General features: G+C 41.0%; 23 protein-coding genes. 15 read left to right on the top strand and 8 right to left on the bottom strand.

Translation table 11 applies throughout. The features are described 5' to 3' along the window. Positions 1-49 precede the first annotated feature (49 nt). Together B5Y40_RS03875 and B5Y40_RS03880 are read right to left on the bottom strand one after the other, a co-directional pair. Positions 50-2,662: an ABC transporter permease gene (locus B5Y40_RS03875; protein ID WP_221408866.1), complete on the bottom strand. Its 2,613-nt coding sequence runs from the start codon at positions 2,660-2,662 to the stop codon at positions 50-52. Between the two features lie 11 nt (positions 2,663-2,673). Further along, a complete protein-coding gene (locus tag B5Y40_RS03880) occupies positions 2,674-3,015 on the bottom strand; it encodes a PadR family transcriptional regulator (protein ID WP_079685382.1) in 342 nt (113 codons plus the stop codon). A 327-nt stretch (positions 3,016-3,342) separates the two neighbouring features. Here B5Y40_RS03880 and B5Y40_RS03885 point away from each other — a divergent pair, with 327 nt between their 5' ends. From B5Y40_RS03885 to B5Y40_RS03900, 4 genes are all read left to right on the top strand, one after another. Then, the gene (locus tag B5Y40_RS03885) at positions 3,343-3,579 is read left to right on the top strand and encodes a hypothetical protein (protein ID WP_079685383.1); all 237 of its coding nucleotides are present in this window, start codon (positions 3,343-3,345) and stop codon (positions 3,577-3,579) included. Positions 3,580-3,824: 245 nt separating this feature from the next. Next, on the top strand, positions 3,825-4,253 hold the full coding sequence (locus B5Y40_RS03890) for a hypothetical protein (RefSeq protein ID WP_079685384.1): 429 nt from the start codon (positions 3,825-3,827) through the stop codon (positions 4,251-4,253). A gap of 173 nt (positions 4,254-4,426) precedes the next feature. Then, positions 4,427-4,765 carry a PadR family transcriptional regulator gene (locus B5Y40_RS03895; RefSeq protein WP_079685385.1) on the top strand — a complete coding sequence of 113 codons (339 nt, stop codon included), beginning with the start codon at positions 4,427-4,429 and terminating at the stop codon, positions 4,763-4,765. Then, a complete protein-coding gene (locus B5Y40_RS03900) occupies positions 4,762-7,419 on the top strand; it encodes an ABC transporter permease (protein WP_245840468.1) in 2,658 nt (885 codons plus the stop codon). Before B5Y40_RS03895 ends, B5Y40_RS03900 begins: the two co-directional genes overlap by 4 nt. A gap of 137 nt (positions 7,420-7,556) precedes the next feature. Here B5Y40_RS03900 and B5Y40_RS03905 read toward each other — a convergent pair whose 3' ends face one another. The 3 genes from B5Y40_RS03905 to B5Y40_RS03915 all read right to left on the bottom strand — a co-directional run bounded on the left by B5Y40_RS03905 (position 7,557) and on the right by B5Y40_RS03915 (position 9,545). Then, on the bottom strand, positions 7,557-8,144 hold the full coding sequence (locus B5Y40_RS03905) for a Crp/Fnr family transcriptional regulator (protein WP_079685386.1): 588 nt from the start codon (positions 8,142-8,144) through the stop codon (positions 7,557-7,559). Between the two features lie 48 nt (positions 8,145-8,192). Next, entirely contained in the window at positions 8,193-8,690 is a 498-nt protein-coding gene (locus tag B5Y40_RS03910) for a hypothetical protein (protein WP_079685387.1), read from the bottom strand. Between the two features lie 108 nt (positions 8,691-8,798). Beyond that, positions 8,799-9,545, bottom strand: coding sequence for a hypothetical protein (locus tag B5Y40_RS03915; RefSeq protein ID WP_079685388.1), 747 nt, complete (start codon positions 9,543-9,545; stop codon positions 8,799-8,801). 147 nt (positions 9,546-9,692) lie between these two features. On the opposite strand from B5Y40_RS03915, the gene B5Y40_RS03920 reads away from it, so the two are divergent. The 5 genes from B5Y40_RS03920 to B5Y40_RS03940 are packed head-to-tail and all read left to right on the top strand — an operon-like array spanning position 9,693 to position 15,617. After that, positions 9,693-10,235, top strand: coding sequence for an RNA polymerase sigma factor (locus tag B5Y40_RS03920; RefSeq protein WP_079685389.1), 543 nt, complete (start codon positions 9,693-9,695; stop codon positions 10,233-10,235). 5 nt (positions 10,236-10,240) lie between these two features. Beyond that, positions 10,241-11,089: a FecR family protein gene (locus tag B5Y40_RS03925; RefSeq protein ID WP_079685390.1), complete on the top strand. Its 849-nt coding sequence runs from the start codon at positions 10,241-10,243 to the stop codon at positions 11,087-11,089. Next, a complete protein-coding gene (locus tag B5Y40_RS03930; protein ID WP_159453599.1) occupies positions 11,073-13,613 on the top strand; it encodes a TonB-dependent receptor in 2,541 nt (846 codons plus the stop codon). Before B5Y40_RS03925 ends, B5Y40_RS03930 begins: the two co-directional genes overlap by 17 nt. Before the next feature lie 4 nt (positions 13,614-13,617). Next, the gene (locus B5Y40_RS03935) at positions 13,618-14,523 is read left to right on the top strand and encodes a DUF4249 domain-containing protein (protein WP_079685392.1); all 906 of its coding nucleotides are present in this window, start codon (positions 13,618-13,620) and stop codon (positions 14,521-14,523) included. 20 nt (positions 14,524-14,543) lie between these two features. Next, positions 14,544-15,617, top strand: coding sequence for a serine hydrolase domain-containing protein (locus tag B5Y40_RS03940; protein ID WP_079685393.1), 1,074 nt, complete (start codon positions 14,544-14,546; stop codon positions 15,615-15,617). 11 nt (positions 15,618-15,628) lie between these two features. Here the strand turns inward: B5Y40_RS03940 and B5Y40_RS03945 are convergent, their stop codons facing one another. The 3 genes from B5Y40_RS03945 to B5Y40_RS03955 form a co-directional block, all read right to left on the bottom strand. Then, positions 15,629-16,669 (bottom strand): winged helix DNA-binding domain-containing protein, encoded by a 1,041-nt coding sequence (locus tag B5Y40_RS03945; protein WP_079685394.1) that lies wholly within the window; start codon positions 16,667-16,669, stop codon positions 15,629-15,631. A 1-nt stretch (position 16,670) separates the two neighbouring features. Next, entirely contained in the window at positions 16,671-17,852 is a 1,182-nt protein-coding gene (locus tag B5Y40_RS03950; protein WP_079685395.1) for an epoxide hydrolase family protein, read from the bottom strand. A gap of 73 nt (positions 17,853-17,925) precedes the next feature. Next, complete coding sequence (locus B5Y40_RS03955; protein WP_079685396.1) at positions 17,926-18,468, bottom strand: Crp/Fnr family transcriptional regulator; 543 nt, start codon at positions 18,466-18,468, stop codon at positions 17,926-17,928. Between the two features lie 205 nt (positions 18,469-18,673). Between B5Y40_RS03955 and B5Y40_RS03960 the strand changes: the two genes are divergently transcribed. From B5Y40_RS03960 to B5Y40_RS03990, 6 genes are all read left to right on the top strand, one after another. After that, positions 18,674-19,474 (top strand): helix-turn-helix domain-containing protein, encoded by an 801-nt coding sequence (locus B5Y40_RS03960; protein ID WP_079685397.1) that lies wholly within the window; start codon positions 18,674-18,676, stop codon positions 19,472-19,474. Positions 19,475-19,663: 189 nt separating this feature from the next. Further along, entirely contained in the window at positions 19,664-20,782 is a 1,119-nt protein-coding gene (locus B5Y40_RS03965) for an epoxide hydrolase family protein (RefSeq protein ID WP_079687074.1), read from the top strand. A 108-nt stretch (positions 20,783-20,890) separates the two neighbouring features. Next, entirely contained in the window at positions 20,891-21,460 is a 570-nt protein-coding gene (locus B5Y40_RS03970) for a dihydrofolate reductase family protein (protein ID WP_079685398.1), read from the top strand. 2 nt (positions 21,461-21,462) lie between these two features. Then, positions 21,463-21,879 carry a VOC family protein gene (locus B5Y40_RS03975; protein WP_079685399.1) on the top strand — a complete coding sequence of 139 codons (417 nt, stop codon included), beginning with the start codon at positions 21,463-21,465 and terminating at the stop codon, positions 21,877-21,879. 595 nt (positions 21,880-22,474) lie between these two features. Further along, positions 22,475-22,807 (top strand): EF-Tu C-terminal domain-related protein, encoded by a 333-nt coding sequence (locus tag B5Y40_RS03985; protein WP_079685401.1) that lies wholly within the window; start codon positions 22,475-22,477, stop codon positions 22,805-22,807. Between the two features lie 353 nt (positions 22,808-23,160). Beyond that, positions 23,161-23,757, top strand: coding sequence for a hypothetical protein (locus tag B5Y40_RS03990; protein WP_079685402.1), 597 nt, complete (start codon positions 23,161-23,163; stop codon positions 23,755-23,757). Positions 23,758-24,676: the final 919 nt, after the last annotated feature.

Below are 24,676 nucleotides of genomic sequence, written 5' to 3' on the forward strand. Positions count from 1 at the left end.
AAAAAACACCACTGTTTTAAACAGTGGTGCTTTACAAGACTTTAAATTTTTACTCTGACTTCAAGCTTTTTGAAGGACTCATCAGTGCTGCGCGTATAGCCTGGTAACTTACGGTTGCCAGTGTAATGGCAAGTGCTCCTATACCGGCCACTGCTGGTATCCACCACGAGATTTCTGTATGATATTTATAGCTGTCCAGCCATTGAAGTAGGAAATAGCAAGCAATGGGAATGGCGAGCAAGCAGGAGATGATTACGAGCACAATAAAATCTTTCGATAACATTCTCCATAAACTCAGCACCGATGCGCCCAATACTTTTCGTACGCCAATTTCCTTCGTGCGCTGCTCAGCAACAAAAGAAGCGAGACCAAATATACCCAGGCAGCTAATGATGATAGCGAGTACTGAAAATACAGTGGTCAATTTACCAATGCGCTCCTCGGCAGCGAATTTCGAGCCATAGGCTTTATCGACAAATTTATAGTCAAAAGGTGCTGAAGGTATATTTCGTTTGAAAACCGGTTCGATCAACGCCATACATTCCGCTGCACTTTTCTCCGGGTTCAGACGCAGGTTTATCCATTCAACGTTGTTGTACTGCAACATATATACGGATTGCTTTACAGGATTGTAAGGTGATTGTACAATCATGTCTTCAACAACGCCTATAACTGTAAACTTTTGATCATCCCAGGAAATCTCCATGCCTACAGGATTTTTTACATTCATGAATTTTACTGCAGCTTCATTGAGTATGATGGCAGATGAATCGGTTGAAAACTCCCGTGACATATCTCTTCCCTCTTTTATTTTCCACCCGATGGTTTTGCCATACTCATGCGTTATATATATAGTACCAAAATCGGTTTGAAAATCCGGATCTTTACCCTTCCAGTCAAAGCCTCCGTTGTTAGACCAGATTGCCGTCATCGGACTAGAGGATTGCGATATTTCTTCTATTGCTCCTGTGTTTTTCAGTTCGTTCCGCAGTACATCGAACTTCCCGGCAAACTCCGGGGTCTTCATCTGGATCATCACCAATCCTTCACGATTATACCCCACCGGTCTGTTCTTCGTGAACTGAATCTGCTTATATACTATAATTGTCCCGATGATGAGCGTGATGGATACCGTAAATTGAATCACTACCAACACCTTGCGTGGCAGAGAGGCAAGCCTTCCTGTCTTGAAAGTCCCTTTCAGTACCTTTACCGGCTGGAATGATGACAAATATAGCGCTGGATATGAGCCTGCCAGTAGACTTGTGACAACTATAAAAGCGAAACTCACCATCCAGAATATAGGGTTTAGCCAATCTATAGTAATCTTTTTATCGGCCAGCGTATTAAACCACGGTAGGGCTACTGCTACGATAATAGCAGCTACTATAAAGGATAAGAATACCACCAGAAATGATTCACTCAGAAACTGACTGATCAATTGTTGTCGCATAGACCCGATGGTCATGCGGATGCCTACTTCCTTGGCACGTTTTTCCGAGCGCGCTGTGCTCAGATTCATGAAGTTTATACATGCCAATAGCAATACAAATATACCGATGATGCCAAAGAGCCATACCAGTTGAATACGACCACCGCTTAATTTACCTTCTTTCCATTCGGAGTGAAGATGCCAGTTGCGCATGGGCTGCAGAAAAATCTCCGGACTAAACGGTCGCTCATCTTCTGCGTGATTATACTTTGTTTTCTTGATCTTTTCTGCAACTACTTGCAAGTCTGCTCCAGGTGCTAGCTGTGCAAAGAGCTGAAAAGAATTATTGCCCCACTGTGTGGCAGCATGAGTGATCCATGGACTATGAGCTTTGACAAGTTCCCAGTTGGCGATAAACTTCAGATCGGTGTGCGTTGTATTGGCGGGAAGATCTTCATATATACCAACGACTTTAACATCCTGATCGCTGTCGAGTATAATGTTTTGATTCAGTGCATCATCGTTACCGAAGAGTGCGTCTGCTGTCGATTTTGATAGGAGTACAGCACTCGGATCTTTGAATGCGCTGCGTGTTCCCTGCAGCATTTTCAGCGATAATATTTCAGGGAAGTCACCCTGGAAAAAGTTGCCCTCCTTCGAGATCTTTACATCACCACGGCTTAGCACATGCTCATCGGTCCATCTTCCTATAGCTATATATTTAAAATCGCTTCCATACTCTTCGCGAATCGCTGTTTCCAGTGGTATTGGTATAGCAATCTGTGTTCCCTTTACACCGTTAAAAGTTTGATGCTGCATAATCTGTACAACCTGGTCGTAGTTCTCATGGTATCGATCGTAAGAAAGTTCGTCATAGATCCATAGCCCAATGAGCATAGCCACTACCATACCTACTGCGAGGCCACCTATATTTATAATAGAATACCCCTTGTTAGACATGAGGTTTCGGAAACTTACTTTGAAATAATTTCTGAACATATCGTAATGGTTTGAGTTTGTTCTGGATGGTTTGCGTATAGCAAAAGGGCGTATATAGTGCAGTACCTGGTACCAGTAGTTAAGCCGGGCCCTGAACGGAGATATACTCTTTGCCGTTGCATAGAATTTTTCTTCCAGGTCACCAGTCACTTCCTCGCACAAATCATCGCGCAGAAAGCACTGCAACAGTCGGTTGGCAAGGCGAGGCGGTATGAGTTCAGGTTGTTTCAAATTGTTATCAGCTAAAAGCCGTAATTGAATTTTCCGGCAAAAGCCGGGTATTGTTTCCAAAGCGATACTTTGAAGTCCATGGATTCTTTGAGTACACGTTTGCCCAGTGCTGTTATGGTAAAGATTCGCTTTCTTCTTCCTCCGCGCTCAGCGGTAGCGTTGCCCATCTTTGATGTCAGAAAGCCTTTTCCTTCCAGCCTATCGAGCGTAGAATGCACAGCTCCGATGGATACAGGTCGGCCCGTCTGTGATTCGAACTCATCCGCCATTTTAAATGCGTAAGCGTCATCACCCAGGATTCCAACCAATAGCAGAATCACTTCTTCAAATTCGCCAAGTCTTGTTTCTATCATTTGATACTAAATTGTAGAACAAATATGCAATTAGATAGCCATATGTTCTACGATCTAGTAACAAATACTCGGGTTTTTCGGGAAGGTTGCAGGAATAGAGAAAAAAATATTTTTTAGATGGGGGACAAAGGGCTAAGGCTTTTATCGCCAAATAAATATCGGCTGTAAATCAAGTATTACTCTAACTTTTTGAATAGTGCAGATGGAGATTATGGAAATCTCGTAACAATTTTGATTGTATTTTAGCGGCCCGGTTTCCAGGAAGTAAGCAAAGCCTTTCATGCTTTTGGAACAGGGAACATTTACAATAAAACAAAACGAATTTTTATGGCTAAGGAAAGCATTGCGAAAGAGAACCCAGTTATTGATGCACTACGAAAGTTAAAAGAAGAAGAGGCAGAGTTGATGGTTAAGTTAAAGCCTGTTCAGGAAGCGATTGGTGCACTTGAAAAAATTGTCGACAAGTCTGTTAAGAAAGTGAAGCCATCAGCAGGCTCAAAAGATAGCTCCGATAATGCAAGTGCGGAAGAGAGCACACAGGAATCAAGCGAAGATTCTCAATGAGAATATAACGCTGAGCAAGAGTAACAACAGTGTAAAGATGCAGGGTGATCCCTGCATTTTTTTTTTGATATGGTATTGGGAAGATTATCCCTCACGAGAAGTTACTGAAGTGATCACGAGTTGTGATTCTTATTTTCAATTGAGTTTTTGTTCGTGAGACAACAGCCGGATGTTAATGTAGAATGATAAATAAATTTAAGAATGCATAATAACTATATGTAGTTGGAGTTACTATATAAACTTCTATGAGGAAAATTATCGTTGTATTTGCTTTCCTTGCCATTACGAATACATTGTTCGGGCAAATTATAAATATTTCCTTTGCAGCTAATCCTGAGCATTTGGAATTTCAAAAGGAAATTGCTCTAATCGAAAGTGTCGAGTGCAAGGCATTTTACAAAATGGATACAATTGCATTACAGCGAATTTGGACAACTGCCATCATTCAACCTGAATTTTATAGGTCTATTGCACACGTTTCTCGAGAAATTAAGATGATATGGATGGCAAGTGACGGCTCTGTCTACGCAACAGGACAAGAGGTTCTAACACCAATCAATGGATCAAATCTGGCTTCGTTACACACGATAGGGTATACTCATCAATGGCAAAAGCAATTCGGTTCCTGGAGATTAATAGCCAGGCACATGCATCCTCTTGACAGCGAACGCTGAAAAGCTTTACGCAAGGAGTCGGTTCGGTTACTTGAATGAGAATGCTTTTAGTTTAAGAAAGTAATGGTGCATAGTCTGTGCACTAAAAAACGCCAAATTTTTATTAAATCGATATAAACTGCAATTCAGACGAATATCTTTTTTATATTTACTGCAATTCAGACTAATATCAAATGAAGAAGACAAAACTAGGTGAGTTCGAAGAGCTTGTCTTGCTAACAGTAGCGGCTTTGCAAGCAGATGCCTATGGTGTAGAGATTAAACGTGAGTTGGAATTGCGAATCAAGGAAAAATTAAGTGTCGGCTCGATCCAGTCGGCTCTGAAGCGAATGGAAGAAAAAGGATTTCTCACTTCTGAATTTGGAGAGACTACATTGAAACGTGGTGGTAAGCGAAAACGAATATATACCACTACTTCCTACGCTCACAAAGTGTTGGCAGAAATGAAAGAAATAAGAGCAGGACTTTGGGATGCAATTCCAAAACTTACTCCTCAATTGAAGGTGATATGAGTCATCAGATGGACGCCCGCCCACCGGACTGGCCACTCAGGCTGTTGAGGTTCTTTGTGAAAGAAGAATACCTCGAGGAGATCGAAGGAGACATGGAAGAAATTTTTCTTACCAATGTCGAGCAATTATCACTTGCTAAAGCCAGGCGCATATATACCTGGGACATGTTGAAGCTACTAAGGCCTACATTAATAAAACATTTTAAGACCATTCCCACCTTCAACCAATTCGCCATGTATAAGAATTATTTTAAAATCGCCTGGAGGAATCTCGTCAAAAAGAAAGCGTATTCTTTCATCAATATTTTTGGACTTGGACTGGGCATTGCCTGCTGCATCTTGATCTTTATGTTTGTTCAGGATGAGTTGTCGTATGACAACTATCATACAAAAAGAGAACGCATCTTCCGTGTCATTCATGGTGAGTCTGTACCCGGTAAACCTACGGAAGCTGGTTCAGGTCCATTCTGGGTATGGGGCAATGCACCCATTGGTCCTGCATTGAAAAGTGATTTCCCGGAAATCGAAAAGGTGGTTCAATTTTCAGGCAGGTCAGATATTTTGCTTACGTACGGAGAGAAAGTATACCAGGAGGATGGTGTGTTCTTTATGGATTCAGCAGCCTTCGATGTATTCAGTTGGAAATTGCTAAAGGGAAACCCGAAGACGGCACTCGCAGCACCGTATAACATTGTGCTAACAGAAAGCACTGCTAAAAAATATTTTGGTGACGAAGATCCGATTGGAAAAGTTTTAAAAGGTAGCGAGTCACCAGGAAGATCTAATCGTGGAGACTATACGGTAACAGGCATTGTCGCAGATATACCATCGAATTCTCACTTTCGTTTCAATGCACTGCTTTCACTCAGTACTTTCAGGAATTCTCTTCCGGAAATCTTCGGAGAGTGGGGATACGTTGATTTCTATACTTACTTTCTTGTCGGTGAACAATTTGATGAAGCAGCATTCAAGAAAAAAATCCCGGATTTTCTGTCGAGACATAAAGCATGGCCGGACTCACGATATTTTATTGAGATAGAACCTTTAAAGGATGTATACCTGCGAACAAAGGCTGAACGACAGCCCGGAGAAACTGGTAGCCTGCCTAATATTTATGTGTTCTCCGTTATCGGCTTATTTATACTGGTCATTGCTATGATCAATTTTATGAATCTGTCTACTGCGAGGTCGATGGAACGTGGTAAAGAAGTCGGTATCAGAAAATCAGTTGGAGCATACCGCAGCAGTCTCGTCTCTCAATTTTTAGGCGAATCAGTTATGATTGTGCTGCTCTCCGGATTGATTGCAGCCATTCTTGTTATGATCGCACTACCCAATATGAGCGCGCTCACAGGAAAAGAATTAAACATTGAGCGTTTCATCACGTGGCAAACTATATCATTGTTTGTGGCTTTGATGCTCGTTGTTGGACTTGCAGCCGGTTCTTATCCAGCATTAGTGCTGTCTGGTTTTAATCCGATCATGATTATGAAGGGTATGGTACGGTCGAGTGCCGGAGGTATAAATCTGCGCAGGGCGCTTGTTGTTTTTCAATTCACACTTTCTATTGCATTGATTGCCGGAACGATCATCGTGTATTTTCAGATGAATCACGTGCTTGACAAAGATCTTGGATTTGACAAGGAACAGATGCTGGTGCTAGACTATAATTATGATGAGGAAGTGAATAAAAAATCAGAAGTATTGAAAGATATACTTGAAAATAATCCTTCCGTATTGTCGGTAGGTTTTTCCAGAAGTGTACCCGGCAGTTATTACCCACATGCAGGCACTGAATTGGAAACCCCTAAGGGAGATATGGAAATGATGGGACAGCCAATCTTCCAGGTGGGGATGGATTTTGTCAGCCACTTCAATTTAAAATTGATAGCCGGAAGAAATTATTCGCGTGAACATCCAACGGATTCCAGTCAGGCTATAATTATCAATGAAGCCGCAGCAAGACAGTATGGCTATAGCAATCCAGCGGAAGCAGTCGGTAAAAAGTTTGCGCAATGGGGGCGATCCGGAGTTGTTATTGGCGTTGTTAAAGATTTCAATTTTGCTTCCCTGCATAGAAATATCGAACCTTTAACGATGCCGTTGGTGCCCTATGCATGTCGATATATGTCATTGAAAGTTAAGACCGATAATATCCAGGAGACGATCAAAGCTGTGGGCGAGGTGTGGAAAGAAATTGCGCCCCATCGTCCATTCTTATATAGCTTCCTTGACGATGACTTCAATAAACAATATCAATCTGACGTGATGTTCAAAAGATTGTTTACAACATTCTCAGGCTTGGCGATCTTTATCGCGTGTCTCGGATTATTAGGTTTGGCAACCTATACCGCCGAGCAACGCACCAAGGAAATAGGGATTCGAAAAGTATTGGGTGCTGACGTCCGAAATATAGTTGGTCTTCTCTCAAAGGACTTCATTCTACTCGTGATCATTTCGATCTTCATTGCCACACCGCTGTCGTGGTACGCGATGCATCGATGGCTCGAAGGTTTTGCTTACCGGATGGAGATTAGCCCGTGGATTTTTGTTCTGGCAGGATTTATTGCATTATCTGTAGCGGTGTTCACCATTAGTTACCAGGCAATTAAATCTGCGGTGATGAATCCTGTAAAATCTTTGAGAAGTGAGTAAATGGCTATGAGGAAATAAAGGAAAGATCTGTTTCTTGTGAAATATATTGGTGTCTCTACAAGGTGTATATAATTTGTAGAGACACCAATTGCTAAAATTCCGTACAAACCATCGAGGTGCAATCAATATATATTCACTCACTTTCCGATACGTTTTCTTATTCGGCTGAGTGACGGATTGGTAATGCCGAGATAGGAGGAGATATGATACGCAGGAATCCGCGCGATAATGTTAGGATGTTCCTCCAGTAGTTTGATATACCGTTCTTCATGCGAGAAGAAAACGAATTGCTCGGTGCGTGTTTGGGCATAGGAGAAAAATTGTTCTGCCAGCAATCGTCCAAATTTACTCCAGCCTGAATGCGCTTCATATAGCGCATTCAGATTGTCATACGATATCGATATAATTTCGGAATCCTCCAGGGCTTCTATAAAGTACCAGCATGGATTGCGTGTGATAAAGCTTCTGAACGACACCACGAACTGATTCTCGGAAAAAAAGAAAAGATTCTTTTCTTCCTGCTTCTCGTCATCGCGGTAGTAGATACGAAATATACCTTTTACCACGAGGCCGAGATCGCTGCAAACCATGCTCTGCATATTAAAGAAATCGCCTTTCTTTATTTTTTGCGCTCGCCAGAATGGAAGGCTCTTGCCAATGTCATCGTCGGTGAGGGATGCGAATTGTTTCAGGTATTGGACTAAAGCTTTATCTTTTGTGTCCATGCTGTGTCTGCTATAGGTTTATAATATATATCAAACCGGCTCTTGCCTTTATACTGTTTGCGTAGACCGGTTTATTTTTCTTTGTTGTACAATTTGATAAACCACGCCGGCCACGAACAATATAAACAAAGAAAGCAAAGTAACGGCAATTATCGGATCGGTTGGTCCTTTCGCCAACGGACTCCCTATTGGCACGCGCGTAAACGTTTCATTTACCGTAGGCACCAGGGAAAGAAAAAAGCTGAACGACAACCAGAAGATCTCAAAGTATCGTGCTCGTGTGTTTCCTTTTCTTTTAGCGTGAAGAAAATAGCCTGCCAGCACCAATGCAAAGATGAGCAATGAGAACACATGACCCGGATTAAAACCTCCCGTTCTGCTTAAGCCTAAAGCTGTGAGGGATGCGACAATGGTTCCGTAGAGATAGGTGAGTCCGCTCTTACCGGCAAAATTGATTTTTCCATACTTTACATACGACACCAACGCTGCACCAATGGCAACAATACCGATTACGGTATGAAATATGCCTAAATTTGATAATCCCATTTTTATTTTTTTTGAGCAAAGCTTCACAGAAATGGAATAACAGATTTTCACTTAAGTTAAAAAGTGAGAAAAAAGGTGAGTAGTGTTGACGACTCCTTATGATTGATATTATTTAAAGTCTGTATTGGGAGGAGTATCTGGCTTGTGATTAATTTCTAACTCCGCGGGATTGTCGAACCAGCTCCGACCAAATACATCAAATACCACTACAGCGAGAAGTTGTTTAATCTTTTGGGCATCCTTTAAATTACTGACGTCAACACTTCGGACAAATCTTCTTAATTCATCAACTTTCGAAAATCCAATTCTGCGAAGCCTCTTCTTCATAGAGGGAAAAAGCGAACCTTTTTTATAGGACAATCCGATTTGAAGCAGATTGTTTTTGCACGTGAAATCCAAAATTAGAGATTCACTTTTATTAAGGTGCAATTTGAAACTTTCAATCGAGCCACCCAGCAGTAGAAAAATTGCATCATCTATATACTGCGTATCAAGGAGAGTATATTTTGAGCCCTCGAGTTTATCGAGTGCCTCATTTGTTTTTTTTATCTCTTCTGTAAGATGTCCGACGAGTTGTGGCGCATTGGTATATTTCTTTAATTGTTCTTCGAGAAAAACCAACTTTCGATAGTAGTGTGCACGTTCATCGAACCCGGGATCTCTTAAATTCTTAAGTGTGTGTAATCTGCCAACAATATGACCATGTGCCTTTGCAAAGGCCTTCGCTTCCGAAAATTCCCATTGCTCAGCGGCTGTCTCAACACATTTCTTTAAACGGTCCTTCTCCTTTTCCAGGAAACGAATGAGATCTTCAATATTATCAAGTTGGTCTTCAATGTTATCGTCAGCTGTCATGGATATGAAGATATATAATTTGGATAAATCAGCAGTAGTTTCCTCTTTGATCTTGTTCCTCTTTTAATATCTTAGAAGGCCCTGGTTTGCTCTTTGGAGGTGTTGTGCGTGAGTAAAAATATTTTTCAAAAAAGGTAGGGGGGCGCCATGTTAAAGAGTCTTGTGTTTGACCTTATGGAAAGTATAGCCGATTTCAGAAGATTGTTCGAATGCCATTTTATCCCGCTGGTAAAATATGCATATACCATTACCAAAGACAAGGAGCAGTCGAAAGACATTGTTCAGAATTTCTTTGCCGATATGTGGAAGGATCAGAAGCTTCGTCATATCAATTCATTTGAAGCATTCGCATTTCATGCAATAAAGAACAAATCGATTACCTGGTTACGCGACAATAAAAAATTTGTGAGTGTGGTGCCGGATTCACCGGTTCATGAAAGTGATCCTATACACGATTCGCATTTTCCGAAGTATTTGTTGGAGTCTGCTATTCTTGGTTTGCCCGATAAATGTCGTGAGGTGTTTGTGCTCAGCAAACAGGACGGTCTTACATACGAAGAGATCGCGGAAACGCTGAATGTATCGGTGAAGACTGTAGAGAAGCATATCAGTACAGGCTTGCAAAAGCTCAAGGAAAAACTCGCTCCTCATAAAGTATTGTTTTTAGAATCGGTGAATAAAAATTTATAACAGTTATGGCTGCAGATAAGGAAGATATAGACTTCGAAAGAAAAATACATGAAATGGAAATACCTCTGAAAAATTTCATTTCCGAGGAAGAGAAAGAAACATCCTGGAAAGAAATACTCCTGACGGTGGAAGGCGATACGCGTAAAAAAAGTATCGCACATAATTTCTATTGGGCAGCAGCTGCATCGGTGCTGGTTATTATAGGTATAGTGGTATGGAGCACTATGAATAGTGGCTATAAAACGAGTGATCATGAAAAACTAAACATAGGTTTGTCTGATGGCTCATCGGTAACACTGAACTATAAAAGCACGCTGGAACTGGCCGATGATTTTGGTAAAGAAAGCAGGCATGTATCGTTGCAAGGCGAAGCATTCTTCAACGTACAAAAGGATAAATCAAAACCGTTTGTGATCACCATAGGAGAGTATGAAGTGATGGTGGTGGGTACATCGTTCAATATAAACTATAAAAAGAAGTTTGCTGAAGTTACCGTGTGCTCCGGTATAGTACGTCTGCATGCGGGCAATCAGTTTCTGAATTTAAAAGCGGGAGAGAAAGGTATAATTTCTTCAGCCGGTAAGTTGTCTGTGGAGGAATGGGATGCCAATGACTTCGCCTGGTATTCGGGTACATTAGTCTTGAAAGATAAATCGCTTCAGAAAGTGGCTGCTATACTCTCGAAGCTCTTCAACAAAACGGTAGAGGTTTCTCCATCGGTAGCATCGTGTACACTCTCTGCAAAAATTGAATACGAAACAATCGATGATATACTGGTTATCATTAAAGAAACACTTGGTGTTGAATGGAAAAACGACTCCCATAAAGTATATATCTATGGTAAAGGTTGCTAGCGGTTTGGTTTTTGTTTGTATGCTGTTGGTGACGTCAGTTGTTTATTCGCAGAGTAATGTAAAAATAGAACGCTTTCGCGATCTCGTCACTTACCTCGAAACGCATACCCAATTCAAGTTTGCGTATCCGGAGAAACTCGCCAATGTTACCCTTACAGTGAATGAAGGAGTAAATCTCAATGATCCGAAGCACTTGCAACAATGGCTTGCTCCCTATGGAATTGAAGTGGTACGCAAAGGCAATCTGCTGATTTTCAGAAAGCGCAATAAGGCAACAAAAAAGATAACCGGTTTTGTTCGCGATGCAGAGTCAGGAGAAAGTCTGGTGGGCGCGAATGTGATTGACCTTGCCAGCGGCAAAGGCGTTGCTGCCAATACATTTGGGTTCTTTAGCCTGGATACATCCGGTGATTCGATTGCTGTAAGCTTTGTAGGATATACCTATAACAAGCTGAGTATAAAAAATGCCGGAGGTGAATTATTGATTGCGCTTCCGAAAGAAGAGAGCGTACTGGAAGAGGTACTTATATCTGGTAATGATATACGCGAATTGCCTGAAATCAGTACGATAAGACTTTCACCCGACAAGATTAAAAAAATACCGGTGTTTATGGGCGAGACAGATATACTCAAAACACTGCAACTGTTGCCGGGTGTGCAGGCTGCTTCAGAAGGTACAGCGGGTTTCCAGGTGCGCGGAGGCGGGCCTGACCAAAACCTGATTCTGTTGGATGGTGTACCGGTATATAACGCCAATCATCTCTTCGGATTTTTCTCTGTCTTCAACGCCGATGCTATCAATAGTGTTGAGTTAATCAAAGGTGGTTTCCCTGCGCGCTACGGTGGCAGACTATCGTCTATCGTAGATATTCAAATGAAAGAAGGCAATCTTCATGAGATTGAAGGCGAAGGTGCCATCGGGTTGGTTGCTTCGCGCGTCACGGTAAACGGTCCGATTAAAAAAGGCAAAACATCGTTCATGTTGTCTGCAAGACGCACGTATATAGATGCGCTTACCGTACCCTTCGCGAAGCTGGCCGACAGTGAGCGGATTATGGGCGCGAGCTTCTGGGATTTGAATGCAAAAGTAAATCACATACTATCACCACGCGACCGTATATACCTAAGCTTCTATTCGGGTAAAGACAGACTATATGATGACTACAGTATCGATGAGGTAGACATGAAAGAAGATGAGTATGCGGAAATCAAGTGGGGAAACGTAACGTCTGCCTTCCGGTGGAATCATAAGTATACCGATCAGCTTTTCAGCAACCTTACGGCTACCTATACACGCTATCAATTCGAACTGGACAGGAAAGTACATTACCAATATTCGGATGATACTCCTGATATCTCCAGAAATAATCAATATCACTCCAATATCAGCGATGTGGGTTTAAAAATGGACTTCGATTATTTTCTGAACAATGATCACCTCATCAAGTTCGGTGCGAATGTCGTTTACCATACGTTGCGTCCAGGTGTCTCAAATTTTCGATCACATATCCAAGCGGATACCACCTTCGGCTCTCCGGAAATCAACCTTGGCGAAATGTATATATATGCAGAAGATGAAGTGACACTCTCGCGTACAACGCGGGCAAATATAGGAGTTCATTACTCTGCAGCACGAGCAGGGTCAAAAACCTATACATCGTGGCAGCCGCGTTTTACCATCAATCAACGGCTTGGCCACGCGCTTTCGGTAAAGGCATCTTACGCCCGCATGGCACAATATATACATCTGCTCGTGAACTCCGGCATCGGGTTGCCAACAGATTTGTGGGTGCCTTCGACCGAACGGGTTAAACCACAATTGTCTGACCAGGTAGCGTTAGGAGTGTCATCAGTATATAAGCATTTTGAAATTTCGGTTGAAGGCTACTACAAATGGATGGACAACCTGATTGAGTATAAAGATGGCGCGGGCTTTCTTGATATTGATAGTGAATGGGAAAACAAGGTTGAGTTCGGTTCGGGTAAAAGTTATGGAGCCGAGCTTTTTATTCAGAAAAAGTCCGGCCGCTCTACCGGGTGGATTGCCTATACCTGGTCAAAGTCAACCCGGGAATTTGATAACCTGAATTTTGGAAAGTCTTTCCCTTACCGCTACGATAGAAGACACAATGTTTCCATAGTATATAATTTGGCTATAAATGATCGAATAGACTTTGGTGCAGTATGGGTATATAATACAGGCAATGCGGTAACACTGCCAACCTCCACGTACCCGAAAGCTACCTGGAATTCGAATGAGCCGGGCTATGAAGATTTTGTGAAGCATTATCCGGGCAGAAATTCATCGCGAATGAAAGATTATCACCGGCTCGACCTGAGCATCAGCTTTAAGAAGGCAAAACGGTGGGGAGAAAGGAAATGGGTATTCGGAGTATATAATACCTATAACCGACTCAACCCTATGTATATAGAGCTGGATGATGAGGACCGTCTCAATAAAAAATTCAGACAACTCGCTATTTTTCCAGTGATCCCACACATCAGTTATCAATTTAAATTCTAGAGACATGCGTAACGTGGTATTTATACTTTCGATCATTTTGCTTTCATGCGAAACTACCGTTGATCCTCGGCTTCCGGATAACGGGTCAGGCTTGGTAGTATACTCTTTCTTCACACCGGGAAGTCCATTGAAGATCGATGTATTCAATACTATACCGATACTACAAACTGAAACGATTCAACGAAATAAAGACCTGAAAATAAGATTGCTGGAGAACGGTGAGTTCGTGGAGGAAGTTACTGCCAATGCGCAAGGTGTATACGTGAGCAACGTTGTTCCCTCGGTGGAGAATAACTATAGTTTTGAGACAACACAGGGTGAGCAGATTTTTTCAGCTACCAGTCACATCCCGGAACCTGTGAGTATAGCGCGTGCACAAATGTCAAGTGAGATTAAGTATATCAACTCGGGTCAGTATGGATATCCTGCTGAGATCGTTCTTGATGATCCGCGCGAAGCAACTAATTTCTATTCACTCGAAGTGCTGGTGCAGAACTGTAGCAGCGGATGTACAGCGGATGATCTGACAGGAAATCTGAATGAAGTATTGGTTGAAGAACTGAAAGTGAACACCAGCGGCAACACCGATGTTGAGATCGGTAATGGTCCTGGTGAAATTGATGGATTAAAGTATATATACTTCAGTGATGAAGGTTTCGATGGAGAATCTGTCACACTCAAATTTTTCATAATCCCTACGCTGATCAATCTCAATAAGGATCAGAATATAAAATTTGTGTTGAAGTCTATACCGCAGGAGTACTACGAATATTTACGCACATCTGATTTTCAGCGGGAATTGGAAGAGGACGGTAGTCTTACGGAACCCGTGCAGATAGCAACAAACATCACGAACGGCCTCGGTACGTTTTCGGGCTATAGCTTTTCGCTTTACACAATCAAACATTAGTATAACAAAAACATGCTGCTATGATCAGGATAAATAAAATATTGATACTCTTTTTTGCCATAGGTATAATAAGCTGCAAGGACGATGAGTCGCCCTCCCTTCGCGAGAAGCTCGAAGACAGAATGCAGCATTATGAACAACAGGGTTTTTCAGGAAGTGTACTGATCGCTCACAAAGGAGATATGTTGATTCGTAACGGGTATGCATTTTCTGATAAACAGAAACAGATAGTCAATACGACCGAAACTATATTTGATTTCGGCTCGCTTACAAAACAATTTACCGGTGCTGCCATTGTGAAAGCAGAAACATTAGGACTATTAACGGTAGAGCAAACACTCGCAGATTTTTTCGAGGACGTTCCCGAAGACAAGACGGATATCACGATACATCAATTACTAACACACTCCGCAGGTTTTGAGGATGGACTGGGAGATGATTATGATCTGGTAGGTAAAGATGAATTTCTGGAGCTGGCGTTTGAATCTGAATTGCAGTTTGAGCCGGGTAAAAGTTATGAATACTCAAATGCAGGCTATAGCTTGTTGGGTATCATCATTGAAGACGTAAGTGGACAATCGTACGAATCATTTTTGAAAACGAATTTGTTCAATCCCGCAGGTATGAAGGCAACGGGGTATAATTTGCTTAAGGATAATTCTTTTCAGGATCGAGTAGCGGTAGGCTATATGAATGGCGACTTTGACGGCAAGCCAACGGAGAAGCCGTGGCTGGAAGACGGTCCTGCATGGCACCTTCGTGCCAACGGAGGTATACTTACTACCGTGGAGGAAATGTATACCTGGATAATAGCACTAAACGAGAAGAAGGTGTTTGATAATAATGCATTAACAAAGTACCTGACTCCCTACGTGCGCGAAGGTTCAGCGTCAAGCTACTATAGCTATGGATGGGTTGTTGATGATAGCCCATTAGGCAAGGTATATTGGCACGATGGAGGCAACGAGATTTTTTCAGCAGTAGCATTTCATTTTCCGGAATCGGACACGATCATTATTATAGCATCGAACGATTCAACCGTGGAGGCTTCTGATTTGGTGAATGAACTGGTGGCTATTATAGCCACTTCATAAAAGATACTTTCTTATTTCTGTAAGAATGATGTTAGTGATTCTATTTTTGAGTTTAAGCCGCTATACTTTTTGTTATCGTCTATAAATTGAATTTCGACAAAGGGCTCCTTTTTTACTTTTTTCCAGATGCCTGCTATAGCGTTGTTGAATAGCACTAGTGGCTTGAATATACCATTGCCTAAAAACGATTTGTCGGTGTCAGCGGGGAATGCTATATCTCTGCCTTCAGTATAGCCAACCATATATTCGTCATAAGAGGGGAGTAGCGCTGTTACTTTCTTCTTTTGATGCTGTGTGTTTTCGAAATATAAATAATTTAGTCCGTCCACGGATGTGCTCTTGAGGTCAGAACCTAATCCTGATATTCCGAATGTCGCATCTGCCATGTTCAAACCACTCCACCACGCAAAATCTTTTGCGGTAGCAGGACCCCTCGACTTGAAATATACAGATGCGAGTTTTACGAGCGCATCCTTCCGAGATATATTCTCTGAAGATGGAACCCTTCTATCGAAGAGCGTATAGGTAACTTTATTTTCCTTTCTTTCACCATTGCATATGCGCATTTCCAACTCGGCTCGTATTAATATCTGCGTTGCCAGTAAACCTTTTATCTTGATTTTCTTTTTGGCAAGCCGATCCGTTAAATCTTCTTTTGAAAGGTTATCATTGTTATCCAATTCAGCCTCTATTATCTTCCATGCTTTTTTAAAGACGCTATCCGTAAGGCCGACTTGCTTGTCAATATACTGCGTTGCCTTCTTCACGTTTGGCGCAGATAATTCCATCATCCAGCGGATATCTTTGGCATGAACAAAATGCCATGTAGGTCTGAGTATATGCGTTCGGATGATTTCGCCTGCATTTATACTCATCTCTATATCTGAATCGGAAGGATTTTGCATACGCATGCCAACGGCCCATTTTGCCATCAGGTAATCCTGCGACTGCATGGCACCGAAATGAGAGACAACATCTGCGCAAGTGTTAAACTCCGCAGATGTTAATCCTTGATTTGCCAATCGTAACTCTATCAATTCTTTTACCTTCATACTACGCTGTGTGTTGAGTAAAAACTTCTCTGAGGTCGTTCACGAACAAATCCGGAACTTCCATCGCAGGGAAATGACCACCTTTGTCATGAAAGATATAGTGATCAGGTTCACCTGTAAAAGACATCAGTTTTTTAAAGAGTGATTTATCTGCATTCTTGGCAAACACGGTCATGGCGGCCGGCACTTTTGGCGGTGTCCATTGGTTGGCACCTTGCGTGCCACCATTGTCAGCTCCCCAGTTAAAAGCCATGCTCATGTTTTCATATAGTATCTCAGCACTCGAGGCGCCAATCTTATTGAACCAATATAGGGATACATTTGTGAGAATCTGATCTATAGGGATTGCGTCTTCCGGTAATTCTTTTTCTTCGTCAGTCCACTCTTTATACTTTTCAATCATCCAACCCAGTTGTGCCACCGGACTATCAGACAACGCATAGGCTACTGTCTGCGGTCGTGTTGATTGTATTTCAAGATATGCAGTGCCATTCTTTTTATACTCTTTCATGCGCTCCAGTCTTGGTTTTTCTTCCTCTGATAAAAACGAAGTATCCGATGGAAACATACCCAGGCCTGCTACCGAGTAGAAGTCAGTGTTCACATGCGTTCCGATAAGTTTATGTGCTGCCACCGCTGACATGATGCTGGTTATACCTGCACCCATATCACCACCATGAACCGCGAACTTCGTATAGCCTAATTGTTCCATTAACGTGCTGAAGGCTGCTGCAATGCGAAACATATTCCATCCCTTCTCTTTCACGGGAGTTGAAAAACCAAAGCCTGGTATAGAAGGTATAACTAAATGAAAGCTGACGGCATTCTCCTTGCCTGGATTAGTAAGTGGTTCAATTACGTTGATGAAGTCTGCAAAGGAGCCCGGCCATCCGTGAATCAACATGAGTGGCGTAGCATTAGCGTTGCTGGATTTTATATGAAGGAAGTGAATGTTCTGGCCATCAATTTCAGTGATGAACTGAGGATACTTGTTGATCAGCGCTTCCTGTTTTTTCCAATCAAATTTAGTCAGCCAGTAATTTGCCAGCTTTTTTAAATAATCTATCGGTGCACCTTTCTTCCATCCTTCGTTAATCATTTCATTGGGCCAACGTGTTTTTGTAAGTCTTTCTTTCAGATCGTTGATTTCATTCTCAGAAATTTGAATTTTAAATTGTTTCATCGCTTTTGGGTTTTGTTTAAGACAAAGTTGGCTTGAGATGCCTCCGTGGAGCGATAACAATTGTTAATAAATACTATCTTCTGTTTCTTATTCTGCTTAACGACACGGAAGTAATTCCTAAAAAGGATGCTATATAGTGTTGAGGTACGCGTTGCAGTATATGAGGACTTTGCTTTAGTAACTCGTTATACCTTTCCTCGGGACTGTTTTTAATTCTTGAAAGAAACAGCTTTTGATAATACATCAATCTTTGAAAGATCTGTTGCTCCAGTTCCTGCTTTATAAGCGGTGAGCTTTCTATAATATTAAAATAATCTTTTTTATTTAATGTATGAAGTATACAGGGTTCAAGCGTCTCAATTGAAAATAAACTCGGCTCATCGTTCCGAAAACTCTCGGCAGACGAGACACCTTCCCCTTCAAAGAAAAACTGAAAAGTTATATCCTTTCCATCCTTGTTGAACGATAGCCTTACACAACCTTTTTCTATATAAAACATTCTTTCTGAAGTCTGGCCTTCTTCCAATAGAATTGTTTTGGCGGGCATTTCCTCACGTTTAAAGAGATGTCTGAATTTTTCCCATTCGGCATTCAGTCGTTCACGGTCTTTTACCATGGCGGAAATTAATGAAATGCAGTTATATGATGCAAAGTGCTATGCGGTACCTATACCAAAAACAATTTTAAGCAAGCTTCGTTAGACTCAGCTAGTAAACTTCCCCGAATTGAATGAAATTTTCGCGGTCAAAATTTCTATATCAGAGACACTATAGGGGAGTCCTAATCTCGGAGAATAAAGCTAGTTATATAGTAATTAGAGCATGACATCCCAACAACTATATCAGCCGCACCCAGCCTTAAGACCCTATGTGAGGTATTATTGGTCGTTGGATATTCAATCATGCAGTGGGTCAATGTTAAATCTGCAAGTGATGGCCGACCGGTTTCCGCGCATTGTAATTCAATGTTTGAACGGGAAGAATGCGCTTCATTGCCCTCAGTATGATTCGATATATTCCGCAAGTTTAAAAGGCATCACATCAAAACCTGCGCTCTTTCAAATGGAGTCAATATACTCGCATATAGCGGTGTCGTTTTTTCCACACAGTATAAAAGCGTTATTTGGAATTGACGGTCATGAGACGATCGATGCAGTATTAGATTTACAACATTTTTTTCCGCGGGAACTGGTTGAAAAAATCGTAGATGCGCGGCAGACACGAGCACGCATTTCGCTCTTGGATAAATACTTGCTGAAAAGACTTAATGTAGTAAAGGCTATAGATTGCCGAGTCATAAATTTTTTACATCTGTCTCCCTGCGCTAACTATGGTCGTCAACTCAAAGACTATGGAATAAGTGAACGCCAGTTTGAACGAAAATTTTTGCATTCCATTGGATTTACACCTTCCTATTATAGAAGAGTCGTACGTTTTGAAAGGGCTCTTAACAAAATTCAACATGGCGATTATCAATCACTTTCCAGTCTGGCCTATGAATTAGGGTATGCAGATCAGTCACACTTTAACAGAGAGTTTAAACAACTTTCTGGTCTAACGCCAATGTCGTTGTATAGTAAAGATGAGCTTATCAAAGAAAGTGGATCACTCCTGGCGGAGTGAGGATGTCGGAATTATTCTATACTTCTTTTAGGTAATTGCTGTTTTTTGAATTCAAGGCACTCAAAAAAGTGTCGGCGATTTTACTGACATTCAAAAAACTAAAGACAAATGAAATTCACTACAATGATCTTGCTCTTGATTATTGCAAGTATAGACTTTTCCTATTCTCAATCCATTAAGACTAACACTATGAAAAACGTGACAGAATTTAAAGTTAGTATCTCTCAGTCCGATCTAACTGATCTGACGGCTCGTTTGAAAAACACTCGCTGGCCGGGTGAAGCACCGGGATCTGAATGGTCCTATGGCACAAGCGAAGTATATATGAAGAAACTGGTCAACTATTGGACAACATCCTACGACTGGAGAAAACAAGAGGTGGCACTTAATAAGTACCCTCAATACATTGCCGAGGTAGATGGTATCAAAATTCATTTCCAGTATATAAAAGGGAGCAGCAAGAACAGTAAGCCACTCATACTTACGCACGGATGGCCCGATAGCTATTATCGTTTTCATAAAATTATTCCGCTCCTTACAACAGGTGACCAGAGTTTTGATTTGATTATACCTTCTATTCCTGGATTCGGATTTTCAGAGAAAAAATCGGTGACAACCGAAACAGTTGCTGACCTATGGAAAAAGTTGATGACCGAAAATCTAGGTTATCAAAAATTTTACGCGGCTGGTGGTGATGTCGGCATGGGTGTAACCAAAGCTTTGGCATCAAAATATCCTGATGCCGTGGCTGGAGTTCACTTTACAGATTTAGGTTATCCAATGGGGCAGGAAGATCCAAGCACAATGAGTGAAGATGAAAAACAGTTCGCTCAATTTGTGCAGCAATGGTGGTATAGCGAAGGTGCCTACGCAATGGTGCAAGCTACAAAGCCACAGTCACTGGCGTATGGGTTAAATGAATCTCCCGTGGGTTTGGCCGCATGGATATTGAGCTTCGGTGCAGCTGGTGCCAACCCTGAAATTCTGGAGAGTGCTTTTGGAGGAAGGGACGAGATGTTGACAAATATTATGATCTACTGGTTCACACAAACTATAGCAACATCTATGAGAATGTATAAAGAGGATGCTGTGGCCCAATGGAGTGGATCAGCACCTTTAAAGAAAACGAATGTACCTGCTGGTGTTTCCGTCTTTCCGAGGGAGGCACAATTTCCAAAAGAATGGGCTGAACGATTTGTGAATGTTGTAAGCTATACCAAGATGAAAGACGGAGGTCACTTCGCTGCACTGGAAGTGCCAGAGTCATTTGCTGGTGAGTTGAGAAAATTCTTTTTCAGTTTAAAATAATCCTGAACGGAGTTTAAAACAATTTAATGAGATGCGCTTGCCTGGCAATTTTAAATTGCCAGGCAAGCGTTTCTTTATATATGTCAATAAACTATATTAAATCTTAACATGAGAAAACTGATATCAGTTGTCCACACTTCGCTCGACCAATTTGTAGCAGGAGAAAATGGTGACTTTGATGAGTTGGTTCAGAGTCCGGAGAACCTTGATTTTATTTGCAATCTCACGGATAAGGCAGACGCAGTTTTAGCTGGCCGAGTGTCGTATGAAATGCTGGACAGTTATTGGCCGACAGCACATCAGAGCCCAGACGTCTCTGCAAGTGTAGTAAAGTATTCGCACTGGTATAATAGCGCTGAAAAGATCGTGCTGTCAAACACGTTAAGTGAAAAGAAAAATGATAACACTGTAATCTTATCGAAGAATATAGAGGACGGCATTACTCGGATTAAGAATAAAACGGGTAAAGATATATTGCTGTTCGGCAGTCCATCCATTTGCCAGGCATTAATGAAGCTGAATTTGATTGACGAATGTTGGATCATTCTATATCCTGTTGTTTTGGGAAATGGCATTCCACTTTTTAAGGGTATAGAAAAAGCAATAAAATTGAAATGTCTGGCTTCAACGCGGTTTACTATGGGTGAGATTGCTATACACTACAAGGTTGAATACTGACTATGGACAAGCAAGTAAAAAGAAAGTACTATATAGGTTCGATCGTGTCAGCAGATCTGACAGTATCTAATGCAAGCCATCTGAAGGATTTTTATGCTCAGGTAATTGGATGGTCTCCCAAAGAATTAAAAATGGGAGACAATCATGGCTATGCTGATTATGTTATGAAAGATTCAGGTGGTAATTGGGCCGGTGGGGTTTGTGAGGCGAAAGGAGTAAATGCAGGCATTCCGCCACAATGGATTGTTTACATCAATGTGCGAGACATAAAAGAAAGTGTTGAGAAGTGTAAAGAATTGGGTGGAGCAATAGTCAAGGAAGCTTTTGATGCCGATGGCAACTATATATATGCAATGTTGAAGGATCCGTTCGGAGCTATTCTGGCTGTCACTCATGTAGATGATGAAGAGTCTCAATAAAGGCGAGATCAAAACTCATCTCTTCATAATCAGAGTATATACCATTAAATATACCCTGTACCCGCCTGGTTAAATAGGACGTTAATTCTGCGTTTTTTGAGAGTTACTATAAATTGCTCGGTCATAGGTTCTGCACCAGGATGTTAAGAGTCCGGTCGAAAAGTTAAATATTCAATTTTGAGATATGTGAAATTTCATGCATCTTGATAGTGAACACTAGTTGCATGGATTCATCTTCGAGGCAAATGTTAAGTGTATAAGATCCAAATGAAGTCATCACTGAAAACTGTGCTAAAGTATTATAAGTATGCTTCAATAATATACTTTATTGGTTTTCATATCTATATTGTTATTGACGACTGGGTGTTTACCAAGTATATTTCAAGTCTTTCTGATTGGGCGTTATTTTTTGTAAGGCCATTGATGTTTACTTTGATGTATTTCGTTTTTGGTTCATTTTACTTTTGGCTCTTGGTATTTTTTATAGTCTTTATATATCAAAAAATATATAAGCCGAGGATGAACATGTAGTTTTGTGGACTTGTAAGACTGAGAAATAGGTACTAAACAAGAAGGCTATTGCATTTTGAGAAAAATGGAAACGAAACAAGCTGACTTCATTGCAACATTAACATACAGAACCAAGGAGCAAGGGGGACGAAAGACTGCTGCTGTGTCTGGCTACAGACCTCAGGTTAAGTTTGACTTCGACGAAATGCAGACCTCCGGACAGCAAACATTCATTGACAGGAAATTAGTTTTTCCAGGGGACACTGTTGACGCGGAGATAAAGATTATTGCTGTTGAGTATTTTGAAAATAAGTTGACTGAAGGAATGGAGTTTAAATTTATGGAAGGACCAACAACGATTGGGACAGGAAAAATAAAGCACATACTAAACGAGAGGCTGAAGAAAGCCAGCCGCTAACAATGTCTATAAAATCATATGCTGTATGGCGCTGATAAGAAGGGATATTTTTCTTAGTTTTGCTTAGCACCACTTCTTATACATGAACGTTGTGCGTAATGAGTTTTATGAAGAGAGTTGTCACGATCATGTTGTTTATCTCAGGATTGTCTTGAGTCGTTCATGAAAATAAATGGGACTGAGTATATGACTTATTTCATTGAAGAATGAGTGGGTTAAATTCACTACACACAACAAAGTATATATAAAACAAGCCAGCGCGGTTGATGGTAATTTATTATTTTGGTGTGCCGGCACGTTTTATATAAATGCGTTGTAGGCGATTCAACTTTGGACAATAGTCGAACGCACCCATGTCAAAAATATTTATAACAATCATTTTCATTTCTTGCTTAGGTTGTTCACCTAAGCAAACAGAAAAAGACATTTCAAATGCGGAATCTGACTCTTTCGAAAAAAGTATTTCTCCTGATACATGCTCCTTTTGTTCAATTGACCCCTTCTTAGTCGAGTCGACAGAGCAAGACATTCAAACAAATATCACCATCGATTTTCCCGTTGCTATAGTATTGCTAGACCGAGTTGGACTGGTTCACAAATATGAGAGAGAGAATTACGATACCTTAATGAAGGTATTTAAAATGAAACACTGGGGAGATCGGAGTGAGATATATCGCCTTTATGACTTGTATGGTTATTACACTGAAGGCATCAAACCTGTGTTGATTCAAAACGAAGTTACAATTATAGACACAATCAAAAATGAGAAATATGTTACAATCAAGGATAATGGCAAAAAATACATAATTGATTTAAGTTATTACCGACAAGACGATGGAGTTCTTATGTTTAAGCCAGGGAAAATCCCCATTTACTGGACAATGAGAAAAGAAGAAGAAAATTGCTTCGAATACTATGGATTTCCAGAGTGGTACTTTAACTGCCGCTAATACAACCTATAAGTCACTTTGGATAATGATTAAGGCGACTAAAAAAGAAAACTTTACAGAATACAGGGACAGACTTCAAAACTGTTTTCCTCAGACTTTAATAGCTTGACGTGAAGAAAGTTTTAGATATTTTACCCTTTGGTGCAAATGACGTTAAGCTTTCTAACGGACAAATCTATAGAGCTGACAATTTGATTCATCCGACCTTTTTAACAGTTTAACTTGACAATGAGATTTTAAATATTCCTTACAGATTATATTTCAATGAACCTAATAAAGAAGACGAAACAAAACTGAATGACACCCAAAAAACAATATTAAACTGCATTTACTTAAGACATCATGATGGGCAGTTGAGAGAAAATCGGCTGAGAAAACTTCTTGACAAGAATGACAATTGGATAATACCCTTTACTCTGCAGCTTCTCGGCGAGTATGTATTGGAAATCTTGGTGGTATTGGACAAACATATCAACGACAAAAACATTCACAACTATCAAAGATTTGCAAGGGAGAATCCTAAGTATTGGCAGCAGACGGAGAGTCGAATGATTAGTTATTGGAATGAGTATTACAGACGACCAAAGTTTCCAATACTAAAGGATTACATTGGATACGAAATGGTTGACCGAATAAAAAAAGTAATCCCACAGTAACGGCCATAAAACATATACTGTATTGTAGGCTAGTAAAGTGTGTGCTGTTCAATTTCGGTAGCAACGTGGGACGGGGATATAGCTATTTAAACGCATACGTTTATAGCCGAGCGTTATTGCCATAAATTTGACTATAGATATGCTTTGGATTGCAAAACACCGACTAGTTATTTGTATTTTGATGGTGATTCTGTTCACATCCTGTGGACAACGACCAAAGATTGATAGATGGGAACACGAGATAGAAAGTATTTCGCAAGACG

The sequence above is a fragment of the Ohtaekwangia koreensis genome, assembly GCF_900167975.1.
Lineage (GTDB): Bacteria > Bacteroidota > Bacteroidia > Cytophagales > Cyclobacteriaceae > Ohtaekwangia > Ohtaekwangia koreensis.